Source organism: Protofrankia sp. CiP1_Cm_nod2 (genome assembly GCF_920664355.1).
GTDB lineage: Bacteria > Actinomycetota > Actinomycetes > Frankiales > Frankiaceae > Protofrankia.
Window position 1 is genome coordinate 1 of sequence record NZ_CAKKTL010000154.1, and the last position, 12,106, is coordinate 12,106.

Consider the following 12,106-nt stretch of genomic DNA (forward strand, 5'->3'; position numbering starts at 1 on the left):
CGCCGAGCCCGTGGGCGCCAGGCCGGCTCCGGCGCCGGTGGCTGCTCGGTCACGCGGCCCGCGGCCCGGCCGGGCGGCCGGCCGTACCGGCCGCGCGGCCTCCTGTCCGGCCTCCTGTCCGGCCTTCCGCGTCACCGGCGGTGTGGCGTCGCTGTCCGTACTCCGGGACGGGCCCTGCGCGGGCTCCCGCGATCTCGTCATCTACCCATCCGAATCCCAGCGATCAGATACCGGGCGAGGCCCTCAGTGGCACGATCATGTTCTTCGCGCCGTCGGCGGCCATCGCATCCGGACGCGTCCGGGTACCTCTACCGGACGTGTCCGGGTCAGCAGGTGGTGCCAGCGTGGCGTCAGTCAGGTGGTGATGGCGCGCAGCCGGCCGGCGACACCAAGAATGTTGTATGTCCGGGTACGGACGACGAGCCGGTCACAGCGCCGGGCCCCGAAGTCGTCCGGCGGCGCCGGGGACCTGCCCGCGTTACGGCGTACCTGCGAACGGGTGGCGGCCTCGACCTGTGGATGGCGCGCGTCGGCCAGCGCCCGGGCCAGCGTCGCCGTGAGGACGTCGAGGCTGTGACGCATCACGAGCGGCTTCGGCTGGGACATGAATCGTCCTTTCTGTTACCGCACCGCATGTCGGTGGCACATCCAGTCTCCCCACGCTCTCTAAGCAGAATCAAGAGATACGGCGCATCCAATACGATCCGCCATCTTTTCAAGATCACAACTTGGCGTGACGGAGCGGACCGGACAAATGGCGACCTTGACGGGTGGATACACCGATAACGGGCGACAACCGTTGACATCCATCACGTGCCATCGCCGCGGGGACCTTCCGCACACCGATGGCAGCGCCGGTCGTTAGGCTGATCAGGTGCCGCGTAACCGTCAGGAGGTCCCACGCGAGGAGCGAATAGACGCGCTGTTGGCCATTGCCGAACAGCAGTTCCTCGCCCGCGGCTTCGCCGCCACCTCCGTCGCTGAAATCGCCCGGGCCGCGGGCATCGAGCCGGGCTCCGTCTACTGGTATTTCCGGTCGAAGGACCACGCCTTCGCCGCCGTCCTCAACCGGTTGCTCGACGGTGAGGTCGACCGCATCGACGCGCTCGACGGCGATCCGGCGCAGAAGCTGTTCGCGGCCCTGGATTCGGTCGAGCGCCGGCGTTCCCTGCATCCCTGTGTGGCCGAACGCGCGCCGCACTCCCCGATGGTGATGGAGTACCACGAACGGCTGCGCTCCTGGCTGCACGACCTGGCGCTGGCCACGGTCGCCGACCATGTCGACGCAACGGAACAGGACATCGCCGCGGACACGGTCGTGGCCACCATCGAGGGCGGGCTGGCCGATCCCGCTCCTACCCGGCCGACCAGCAGCCTGGTGCGCTACCTGCTGGCCGCGTTCACCACCCACCACCGCGCGGCCGAGGCCGGCACCTCTCCACCGCCCACCACCCCACCGTCCCGGCCGACGAGCCCGCGGCCATAGGTTTTTGCCGGTCTCCGCGAGTTCTCGCGGTCCGGTTCCCGCGCTCCGGGCACCTGTCCGGGCCTGGCAGCCGCGAGGAGCCGGCGGCCCTGGGACGCGGCCCGCGGTGCCCGCGGCGGCCGGCCCGGCCGTCACCGGTGACGGCATGCGGATAGGGTCGAACGGTGACACAGTCACGGGGCGTGAGTGCGCGGGACGTGAGGGCGCGGTGAGGATCACAGCGCTCGCGGGCGGCATCGGGGGATCCCGTTTCCTGCTCGGTGTGCGGGCCGCGTTGCCCGACGCCGACATCACGGTGATCGGCAACACCGGTGACGACATCACCCTGCACGGCCTGCGCATCTGTCCCGACCTCGACACGGTCATGTACACCCTCGGCGGGGGGATCTCCACCGAACGGGGCTGGGGCCGGGAGGCGGAGACGTTCACCGTGGCCGAGGAACTGGCGGCCTACGGCGTCGGCCCGGCCTGGTTCGGGCTCGGTGACCGCGACCTCGCCACCCACCTCGTCCGCACGCGGATGCTCGACGCCGGCTACTCGCTCACCGACGTGACCGCGGCGCTGTGCCGGCGGTGGCAGCCGGGGCTGCGCCTGCTGCCGATGAGTGACGACCGGGTCGAGACGCACGTGGTCGTCGATACCGACCAGGGGCGGCGGGCCGTGCACTTCCAGGAGTGGTGGCTGGGGATGCGCGCCGCCACCCCGGCCCAGGAGATCATCTCGCTCGGGGCCGAGCGGGCGCGGCCGGCGCCGGGGGTGCTCGACGCGCTCGCGGACGCCGACGTCGTGCTGCTCCCACCGTCGAACCCGGTGGTGTCCATCGGGTCGATCCTCGCCGTGCCCGGGCTGCGGGCGGCGCTGGCCGCGACACCCGCGCCCGTCATCGGAGTGTCCCCGATCATCGGTGGGGCCCCGGTGCGCGGCATGGCGGACGCCTGCCTGCGCGCGATCGGCGTGGCCACCACCGCGGCCGCGGTCGGCGCCCACTACGGCGCCCGCCGTACCCCCGCCACGGGTGAGGGTGGCGGCGAGGCCGGCACCGGCGAGACCATCGATGGCACGGCCGGCAGCGACGCGATCGGTGGGGCCAGTGGTGCTGGGGCTGGCAGCCATGGGGCCGGCGGTGCTGGGGCTGGCAGCCATGGGGCCGGCGGTGGCACGGCCGGCGCCGATACCGGCGGGATTCTCGACGGCTGGCTGGTCGACACCGCCGACACCGGCGCGCAGGTGCCCGGCGTCACGGTGAAGGCCAGGCCGCTGCTGATGACGGACATCGACGCGACCATCGGGATCGTCCGCGCGGCCCTGGAGCTTGCCGGTGTCTGAATCACTGTCCGTCACCGCCGTCACGGGAATCGGCGAGATACGCGCCGGCGACGACCTCGCCGCGATCATCGCGACCGCGTTCGCCGCTCAGAATGTCACGTTACGCGATGGCGACATCCTCGTCGTCACCTCAAAGATCATTTCAAAGGCCGAGGGACGGCTGGTCCCCGCGGGCGGCGACCGGGAGGCCACGCGGCTGGCCGCCATCGAAGCCGAGACCGTCCGCGAGGTCGCCGCCCGGGGGCCGACCCGCATCGTCGAGACCCGGCACGGTTTCGTACTCGCGGGCGCCGGGGTGGACGCGTCCAACGTCCGCAAGGACGAGATCGCCCTGCTGCCGCTCGACCCGGACGCGAGCGCGCGGGCCCTGGTCGACGGCCTGCGGGCCCGCCTGGGCGTGTCCGTGGGCGTCGTCGTCAGCGACACCGCCGGCCGGCCGTGGCGGGCCGGCCTGACCGACCACGCGATCGGTGTCGCGGGGCTGGCCGCGCTGCGCAGCCACATCGGCGACGTCGACCCGTACGGCAACGAGCTGGGCATGACCGAGATCGCCGAGGCGGACGAGCTGGCCGCCGCGGCTGACCTGGTCAAACGGAAGCTTTCCGGGGCGCCGGTGGCGCTCGTGCGCGGTTTCCGCGCGCTCACCGACGACGGTCGCGGGGCCCGGGCGCTGGTCCGCCCGGCGGCGGAGGACATGTTCCGGCTCGGCACCGCCGAGGCCCGGCGCTCGGCGGTCACCGCCCGGCGGACGGTCCGCGAGTTCAGCGACGCGCCCGTGGACCCGCGGGCGCTCCAGCGCGCCTTCGCCGCCGCCGTGACCGCCCCGGCCCCGCACCACACGACCCCGTGGCGGTTCGTGGTCGTCACCGATGCCCGCGACGAGCTGCTGGCGCGGATGGCCGAGGCGTGGGCGGCGGACCTGCGCGCGGACGGCTTCGGCCCGGCCGCGGTCACCCGCCGGCTGGGGCGGGGCGACGTCCTGCGCCGGGCGCCCGTCCTGGTCGTGCCCTGCCTGGTCACCGACGGCGCCCACGGCTATCCCGACCGCCGGCGGGCCGCCGCCGAGGAGCGGATGTTCCTGGTCGCGATGGGGGCCGGCGTGCAGAACATGCTGGTCAGCCTGGCCGCGGAGGGCCTGGGGTCGTGCTGGGTGTCGAGCACCCTGTTCTGCCCGGACGTGGTCCGCGAGGTGCTGCGCCTGCCGGCGGACTGGCAGCCGATGGGCGCGGTGGGGGCCGGCCACCCGGCACGCCCGCCCGAGCCGCGCCCGCCGCGGGACGTCACGCCGTTCGTCGTCACCAGATGACCCGGGCCGCGCGGCCCGGGCCGCCGGGCGGACAGACGGGCGGACGGGCGGGCCAGGTGACCGGGACCGCACCCCGTGACCTGGCTCCCGTGACCTGGCTCCCGTGACCTGGCTCCCGTGACCGGGACCTCGTGGCCAGGACGGGGTACAGCGTGATATTCGGACCTTCGTAGGATGGTGCGCCGTGGGTAAGAAGAGCGCGGAACGCAACGCACGGCTGGAGGCGCTCCGGCGCGAACAACGGCGCCAGGAGCGGCGCCGTTCCTGGCTGATCTACGGTTCCGCCGGTGTCGTCCTGCTCGCGGTGCTGGCCGGCATCATCATCTACGCCGTGCTCGACAACAGGTCGAAGAACGAGACCCACAAGGTCGGCTATGTCGCGGCGGCGAGCAAGGCCGCGGCGGCGGCCGGGTGCACCGGAGTCGTCAACGACGCGCCGCGCGGCAACACCCATGTCGCGGCGAACGAGACCGTCAGCTACGACGCGGCCCCGCCGTCGTCCGGCAACCATGACGCCGACCCGCTGCCGGACGCCTACCGCTTCTACGAGCGCATCCCGCAACTGCGGATCGAGCGCGCCGTGCACAATCTCGAACACGGCTTCGTCATCGGCTGGTACGACCCGAAGCTCGCCGACGACCAGGTCACGGCGCTGCGTGCCGCTGCCGAGAACGCCGGGAACCGGTTCATCGCGGTGCCCTGGGAGCGCGGCGACTTCCCCGGGGACAAGCACTTCGTCCTCACCGCCTGGGACCGCACCCAGCGATGCGCGACCGTCTCCGAGGCCGCCATCAAGGAGTTCGTGTCCACCCACGCCAACCCGAATGCCGCCGGCGCGACCTGGGACTCCCCCACCGCGGCCGAGTCGGGTGCCGCCGGCGGCACCCTCAACCTCAGCCCGACGATCGCGGGCACGGTGGCCGCACTGACCGCGGGCGCGGCTCCCGCACCGGGCGGGGCGGCCCCCGCTCCGGGGACGTCCGCCGCGCCCGGTCCCGCGGTGCCGCGCTGAGCGCTCCGGACAGGGCCCGGGGCACCCTGAAGCGGGGTCCCCGGGCAGGCATCCGGGGCACGCTGGGCGGCCCCCTCAGGGCGGGATTCGGGGCGCCGCGGGCAGGGCACGGACGGGCAGGGCACGGGTGGACGCCGCCGGCCGGCCCGCCCCGGCCGGTCGGGCACGGCCGGTCAGGCACGGCCAGTCGGGCGCGGCCGGTCAGGCACGCTCAGTCAGACGCCGGTCAGACACGGTCGGAGCTGAAGCGGATCGCGCCCGCGGTCAGCACCGCGTCGGGGAAGACGCGGGCGCCGGCCCGCAGCTCGTTGCCGGCCCCGATCCGCGCGCGGTCACCGATGACCACCCCGTCCAGCGACACCCTGTTCCCGACGACCGCGCCGGCACCCACCACCGAGGTGCGCACGGTCGCACCCTCGCCGATCACCGCCCCGTCGAAGAGCACCGCGCCGTCGACGGTGGCGCCGGCACCCACCGTCGCGCCGGCACCCACCACCGTGCCCCCGCCGATCTTGGCGTCGACGGCGACGGCGGCGCCCGGCAGCGCCAGCCAGTCACCCACCGGCCCCGGCAGCGCCGAGGAGGCGATCCGCCCGGTCACCAGGTCCCGGGAGCCCCGGATGAACGCGTCGGGCGTGCCCAGGTCCAGCCAGTAGGTGCTGTCGATGTAGCCGACCACCAGGAGGCCGGCGTCCAGCAGCCCGGGGAAGGTCTCCCGCTCGACCGAGACCGGGCGTCCCACCGGAATGCTGTCGATCACCGACCGGCGGAACACATAACAGCCCGCGTTGATCCGGTTGGTCGGCGGGTCGGGCGTCTTCTCCAGGAACTGGGTGACCCGGCCGTCGGCGTCGGTGGGGACGACACCGAACGCCCGCGGGTCGTCGACCTCGGTCAGGTGCAGGGTGACGGCCGCGCCGGCCTGGCGGTGACGCCGCACCAGCGCGGCGATGTCCAGCCCGGAGAGGATGTCACCGTTGAAGACGACCACCGGGTCGTCCGGGCCGCCGCGCAGCCTCGACGCGACGTTGCGGATCCCGCCGCCGGTCCCCAGCGGCTCGGCCTCGGTGACGTACTCCAGCTCCAGCCCGTGGGCGGCGCCGTCCCCGAAGTACTCCTCGAACACCTCGGCCCGGTACGAGGTCGCGAGGACGACCCGGGTGATCCCCGCGTCCCGGGCGCGGGCGAGCATATGGGCGGTCACCGGCACCCCGGCGACCGGGAGCATCGGTTTCGGTGCCGACATCGTCAACGGGCGCAGCCGGCTGCCCTGCCCACCGACCAGCATCACAGCGTCCATGGCGGGTCAGTTTCGCAGAGGCGGCACCGCCTGGTGCACGATGTTCGCGTATTTCGGTGACGTCGCGTCGCGGACACCGGAGCGCAAGGAGCGGGTCAGCCGGCCGCGCGGTGTGCCGGAGTGCGCTGCCCGGCATTTCTGGCGATGCTGAAAGGGTGGTACGCCCGTCTGATCGCAGCTACCGGCTCCTCCACGACGGCACCCTGTCGGGCGCCGAGACCGCCCTGGCCGGGCTGGCCCAGGGCGGGGAGCCGGGCTTCGCCGCCGCCCGCACCGACGACGGGACCGCCACGCTGGCGGTGTGGCTCGCCTGGCAGGCGCACGAGCCGCCGATCGCCGACGTGATACCGGTGCTGGCCAACCTGGGCCTGCGCGCGCGGACCCACCGCTGCCTGCCGAGCCGTCCGGGCCCGGACGGGGGCATGGCCAGCCTGGACGAGTACCACATGATCGTCTCCCCGGAGCTGGCGGAGGCGGCGCTGAAGCAGATGGACGGGCTGCGCGACGTCCTGGGCGGTCTCGCGCTCGGGGACGTCGACAGCGACAGCCTGGACTCGCTGGTGCTCACCGCCGGGCTCACCGCCCGTGAGGTGCGGCTGCTGCGGGCGCTGTTCCGTTACCTGCGCCTGGCCGGGACGTCGCTGGGTGGGCGCTACGCCCACCGCGTCCTGACCGCCCACCCGTCCTACGCGCACGACCTGGTGGCGCTCTTCCACGCCCGGATGGATCCGTTGCGGGCGGACCCGGACAACGCCGAACGGCTGCACGCCGCGCTGGAGGACGCGCTCGGGTGGGTGACGGGCATCAACGACGACACGGTCCTGCGCCGGCTGCGCGACGTCGTCCTCGCGGTCGTCCGGACGACGTTCTACGCAGCCCCCGGCTCGGCGCCCGGATCGGCGCCGGATCGGATCCAGATCCAGCGGCCGCTGCCCGACCGGGCGGCGGGAGCCGGCCGAGCACCCTCCGAGCGTGCCGAGCGGACGGTCCACGCCGGCTACGGCCAGGGGTACGAGGGCCGCGGGGACGAGGTGGGCGGCGGCGGGGACGCGCTGGCCTTCAAGCTCGCCCCGGCCGGGCTGCCGTGGCTGCCCCGGCCGCGGCCGGAGGCCGAGATCTTCGTCAGCTCCCCCCGGTTCGACGCGGTGCACCTGCGCGGCACCCTGCTGGCCCGCGGCGGCATCCGCTGGTCCGACCGTCAGGAGGACCTGCGGACCGAGATCCTCGGCCTGCTGAAGGCCCAGCGGGTCAAGAACGCCGTCATCGTGCCGGACGGGGCCAAGGGCGGGTTCGTGCTGCGCCGTCCACCGGCGGAGCCCGGGGAGCTCGCCCGGCTGGCCGAGGCCTGCTACACGCGGTTCATGGAGGCGCTGCTGGCCCTTGTCGACAACCGGGCCGACGGCGAGACGCACCGCCGGGCGGGGATGGTCTGCCACGACGGGCCCGACAGCTACCTGGTCGTCGCCGCCGACAAGGGCACGGCCCGCTTCTCCGACCTGGCCAACCAGGTGGCGGCGACGAACGGCTACTGGCTCGGCGACGCGTTCGCCTCCGGTGGCCGCAGCGGGTACGACCACAAGGCGCTGGGCATCACCGCCCGCGGCGTGTGGGAGTCGGTGCGCCGGCACTTCGCCGAGCTCGGTGTCGACGCCGACCGCGAGCCCCTGACCGTCGTCGGCATCGGTGACATGTCCGGGGACGTCTTCGGCAACGGGATGCTGCTCTCCCGTCATCTGCGGCTGGTGGCCGCCTTCGACCACCGGCACATCTTCCTCGACCCCGACCCCGACCCGGCCCGGTCGTTCACCGAACGCCGGCGGCTGGCGTCGCTCCCGTCGAGCGGCTGGGACGACTACGACCGCGGCGCCCTGTCGGCCGGCGGGGGCGTCTTCCCGCTGTCGTCCAAGCGGATCGAGCTGACCGAGCCGGTCCGGGAGCTGCTCGGTGTCGGCGACGACACGCTGCCCGCCGACGCCCTGGTCCGGGCGATCCTGCGCGCGCCGGTCGACCTGCTGTGGAACGGCGGCGTGGGCACCTGGGTGAAGGCCAGCGGGCAGGAGCACGCCTCGGTCGGGGACAAGGCCCGCGACGGGATGCGGGTCGACGCCCGGCAGCTGCGCTGCCGGGTCGTGGCCGAGGGCGGCAACCTCGGCCTCACCGACGCCGCCCGGATCGAGTTCGCCCTGCGCGGCGGGCGCTGCAACACCGACTTCGTGGACAACTCCGGCGGCGTCGACTGCTCCGACCGCGAGGTCAACATCAAGATCGGCCTTGAGCTGGCGATCGGGACGGGCGCGATCGACCGGGCCGAACGCGAGAAGCTGCTGGCCGCCGCCACCGGCGGCGTCGTGCGGGCGGTCCTGGTCGACTGCGCCCGCCAGGCCCTGGCGCTGAGCGCGGCGGAACGCCACGTCGTGACCGCGGCGGACGGGCTGACGAGGTTCGTCGAGCACCTGGTCGACACCGGCGAGCTCGACCTGGGCGTCGAGACCCTGCCGGACGCCGAGGAGCTGACCACCCGGGTCGCCGCGGGCCGCACCTACACCCGGCCGGAGATCGCGATCCTGCACGCTTACGCGAAACGGACGGTGACCCGCGCGCTGCTGGACTCGCCGCTGCCCGACGACCCGGCGCTCGAGCCCGTCCTGGACGCCTACCTGCCGGCGTCCCTGCGGCCGGTGCTGCGCGAGCACTTCGGCCGTCACCCGCTGCGCCGGGAGATCGTCGCGTCCCGGCTCGCCAACTCGATCATCGACCGGGTCGGGGCCGGGTTCCTGCACCGCCTGCGGGAGCTGACCGGTGCGGACACGGTCCAGTGCGCCCGCGCGTTCGTCGTCACCGGCAGCCTGCTCGGCCTGACCGACATCTGGGACGCCCTCGACAGACACTGCCTCGGCGAGGGCCCCGGGGGCGGCTCCGCCGGCAGCGCCGGGGGAAGCACCGGCGCTCCCGGCGCCGAAGACGCCGGCACGGACGCCGGCACGGACGCCGGCACGGGCGGGGGCATGGGCGGGGGCATGGGCGGGGGCGCCGGTGAGGACGGCCGTCCGCGCCCGGCCGTGGGTTCCACCGACCCGGCCGCCGAGGCCCTGTTGCACTGCCATTTCGTCCAGGAGGAGGCCGCGCTGTGGCTGCTGCGCTCCCGCCGGTCACCGCTGGACATCACCGCCGAGACCACCCGCTACGCCGAGGGGATGGCCGAGGTCGCCGCGGCACTGCCCACCGTGCTCGCCACCGTCGGCTCCGACCAGGAGCTGACCGCCGTCCTGCGGTTCGCCGAACAGCTCTACGAACGCGGCCTGCCCGCCCGGCTGGCCGAACGCGTCGCCTGGCTCGACGCGATGAGCCCGGCGCTGGACATCGTCGACGTCGCGCTGCGTAACGACCTTGAGCCGAGTGACGTGCTGCACATCCACACCGCCATCGGGACGAGGCTGGGGCTCGGCCGCCTCGGCCTGGCGCACCTGATCGGCCGCGGCGCGCAGCCGCCCGGTCAGTCACGCTGGGAGCACATGGCCGCCGCGGCGCTGCGGGCGGACGTCGCCCGGGCCCGCTCGGCGCTGACCGAGGCCGCCATGGCGGCGTCCGAGCCCGACCTGGACGCGGCCGTCGAACGGCTCACCACCGGTGCCCGGGCGGACCGGGTACGCGCCATCGTCGAGGAGGCGACAGCGGCTCCCCGCCTCACCAGCGCCATGATCTCCGTCGTGGCCAGCCGCCTGAACGAGCTCATCCCAGGCCGCTGAGCCCCCCGACCACCACATGTCATGATCGTAGTCGGCGAGAGTTCACGCGGGCTGAAGGACTAACCTCATGGTTGCGATGGCTGCCGCCTTAGGAGAGGACAGGAGCCAGTGAGTGTCGACTACGACTACGGCTACGGGCCCTACACCGTCGAGGATCTGCACGGGCTGCCCGATGCTGGCCGGTCCTTCGAGCTCGTCGATGGCTGGTTGATCGAGTTGGCGCCCAGTACACGTCACGACTTTCTCGCCAGGCGGCTGAGCCGGATCCTGGAACGCGCCGCCGAGGACGCGAAGGCTCGGGTCTACGTCCAGGCACCCATGGACATCGCCACGCCCGCGGGCGCGCGCAAGCCCGACGTTGCCGTGATCGACGCGACCGCCGCCAGCAGCGCCCGCAGGCTCGGCCGCTCGCTCTACCACGGGGCGGACGTGCTCCTGGCGGTCGAAGTCGTCTCCCGCGGCTCCGGCAGCGAACGCGAGGACCGGGGACGCAAGGTCACCGAGTACGCGCTCGCCGGTATCCCCCACTACTGGATCGTCGACTTCGACCCCGAACCCCGCCTCCAGGTGCTCCGCGTCGCCACCGACCAGGGGCGTTACGGAGCCCCCCTGGCGTTCAGCGGAGACGGCACCGTCAAGCTCGAGGACCCGTTCCCGATCTCGTTCCCCCTGTCCGACCTGCTGGACTTCTCCTAGAACTCACCGCGACGCGGTGACCGGCCCTGGTTCGGGCGCGGGTTCGGACCAGGACCGCGCGTGGGCAGGGTCAGCGGTCCGGACCGCGTCCGCGTCACGGGCGGGCTCTGTGTCACGGGCCGGTGCCTCGTTCTGGGCGGGTTCGGTGCTTCGGGACGGGTCGGTGCCGCGAGGCGGGTCGGTGCCGCGAGGCGGGAGGGCGTCGGCGGAGCGGGTCGCGCGGGCGCCGGCGCTGTTGTCGGCGAACGCCACGGCCGCCAACAGGCGCAGGGCGAGCCCCAGCCCGAGCAGGATTCGCAGCGGCAGGTGGCGCGCGTCCGGGTACTGCCGGGACAGGTAGCGGAACATGCTGCGGTGGTGGGCGACGACCATGCGGCGGGAGGACCGCCTCGTCGAGTGGCCGCCGAGATGCTCCACGACCGCGGTCGGCACGTAGACCCGCTGCCAGCCGAGCAGGCCGAGCCGGCGGCCGAGGTCGACGTCCTCCATGAACATGAAGTACGTCTCGTCGAACCCGTCGACCGTCTCGAACGCCTGGCGCCGCAGCACCTGGCACGCCCCGGACAGCCAGCCGGCGGTCGTCTCGACCAGCACGCCGCGCTCGCGGCGGTAGGCCGTCGTCCACGGGTTCGTCGGCCAGCACCAGCCGAACAGGGCGTGACCGATCCCCCGCCGCAGGGACGGCAGCTCACGGGCCGACGGGTAGAGCACGCCACCCGGATTGGTGATCGCCGGGCCGAAGGCGCCGGCGCCCGGCCAGCGTCCGGACGCCGCCAGCAGCTCGTCGAGCGACCCCGGCGTGAACGTGATGTCGGGGTTGGCCACCACCAGCCACGGCGCGGCGCTGCCGGCCGCGCCGCGGTTGACCGCCGTCCCGTAGCCGAGGTTGCGCCCGGTGCGCAGCAGGCGGACCTCGTCGCGTCCGGCGGCGGCGGCCGTGCCCGCGTCCAGCGCCGGGGAGTTGTCCACCACGACGACCTCGTAGGGCAGCGACGTGGCCTTGGCCAGGGAGTCCAGGAAGGGGCCGAGCACCTGCCCGGAGTGGAACGCCACCACCACCACCCGCAGGTGCGGCCGGGTGTCCGCGGCGGCCGGGCCGTCCGGCTTACCGTCGGACGGCGACTCACCGTCCGACGGCGACGACGACGGCTGCCGCGACGCTGGCCGCGATGACGCCGATGCCGGCCGCGACCGCGACGCCGGCTGTGTCGATGCCGCCTCGTTCCGTGCGCT

The 12,106-nt window shown here is 73.9% G+C and carries 8 protein-coding genes and 2 pseudogenes; 6 read left to right on the forward strand and 4 right to left on the reverse strand.

Going from position 1 to position 12,106, the window contains the following annotated elements; genetic code table 11:
• A pseudogene (locus NBW84_RS16515) lies at nucleotides 1-201 on the reverse strand (hypothetical protein); the annotation flags it as partial.
• 153 nt (nucleotides 202-354) lie between these two features.
• Nucleotides 355-606, reverse strand: a complete 252-nt coding sequence (locus NBW84_RS16520; protein WP_250285635.1) for a hypothetical protein — start codon at nucleotides 604-606, stop codon at nucleotides 355-357.
• 268 nt (nucleotides 607-874) lie between these two features.
• Between NBW84_RS16520 and NBW84_RS16525 the strand changes: the two genes are divergently transcribed.
• The 4 genes from NBW84_RS16525 (at nucleotide 875) to NBW84_RS16540 (ending at nucleotide 5,131) form a co-directional block, all read left to right on the forward strand.
• Entirely contained in the window at nucleotides 875-1,486 is a 612-nt protein-coding gene (locus tag NBW84_RS16525) for a TetR/AcrR family transcriptional regulator (protein WP_250285636.1), read from the forward strand.
• A gap of 208 nt (nucleotides 1,487-1,694) precedes the next feature.
• The gene (gene cofD / locus NBW84_RS16530) at nucleotides 1,695-2,813 is read left to right on the forward strand and encodes a 2-phospho-L-lactate transferase (protein WP_250285637.1); all 1,119 of its coding nucleotides are present in this window, start codon (nucleotides 1,695-1,697) and stop codon (nucleotides 2,811-2,813) included.
• Entirely contained in the window at nucleotides 2,806-4,119 is a 1,314-nt protein-coding gene (locus tag NBW84_RS16535) for a coenzyme F420-0:L-glutamate ligase (RefSeq protein ID WP_250285638.1), read from the forward strand. Before cofD ends, NBW84_RS16535 begins: the two co-directional genes overlap by 8 nt.
• A gap of 184 nt (nucleotides 4,120-4,303) precedes the next feature.
• On the forward strand, nucleotides 4,304-5,131 hold the full coding sequence (locus tag NBW84_RS16540; RefSeq protein WP_250285639.1) for a DUF3105 domain-containing protein: 828 nt from the start codon (nucleotides 4,304-4,306) through the stop codon (nucleotides 5,129-5,131).
• Between the two features lie 226 nt (nucleotides 5,132-5,357).
• On the opposite strand, the gene NBW84_RS16545 is transcribed toward NBW84_RS16540, so the two are convergent.
• On the reverse strand, nucleotides 5,358-6,431 hold the full coding sequence (locus NBW84_RS16545) for a nucleotidyltransferase family protein (RefSeq protein ID WP_250285640.1): 1,074 nt from the start codon (nucleotides 6,429-6,431) through the stop codon (nucleotides 5,358-5,360).
• Nucleotides 6,432-6,586: 155 nt separating this feature from the next.
• On the opposite strand from NBW84_RS16545, the gene NBW84_RS16550 reads away from it, so the two are divergent.
• Together NBW84_RS16550 and NBW84_RS16555 are read left to right on the forward strand one after the other, a co-directional pair.
• Nucleotides 6,587-10,177 (forward strand): NAD-glutamate dehydrogenase domain-containing protein, encoded by a 3,591-nt coding sequence (locus NBW84_RS16550; protein ID WP_250285641.1) that lies wholly within the window; start codon nucleotides 6,587-6,589, stop codon nucleotides 10,175-10,177.
• Nucleotides 10,178-10,285: 108 nt separating this feature from the next.
• Complete coding sequence (locus NBW84_RS16555) at nucleotides 10,286-10,873, forward strand: Uma2 family endonuclease (RefSeq protein ID WP_250285642.1); 588 nt, start codon at nucleotides 10,286-10,288, stop codon at nucleotides 10,871-10,873.
• A gap of 192 nt (nucleotides 10,874-11,065) precedes the next feature.
• Here NBW84_RS16555 and NBW84_RS16560 read toward each other — a convergent pair.
• A pseudogene (locus NBW84_RS16560) lies at nucleotides 11,066-11,941 on the reverse strand (glycosyltransferase family 2 protein); the annotation flags it as partial.
• Nucleotides 11,942-12,106: the final 165 nt, after the last annotated feature.

What these genes read in the sequence shown, in the direction of transcription:
- NBW84_RS16545 (WP_250285640.1), bottom strand. Translation starts at nt 6,431, where the DNA reads ATGGACGCTGTGATGCTGGTCGGTGGGCAGGGCAGCCGGCTGCGCCCG.
- NBW84_RS16520 (WP_250285635.1), bottom strand. Translation starts at nt 606, where the DNA reads ATGTCCCAGCCGAAGCCGCTCGTGATGCGTCACAGCCTCGACGTCCTC.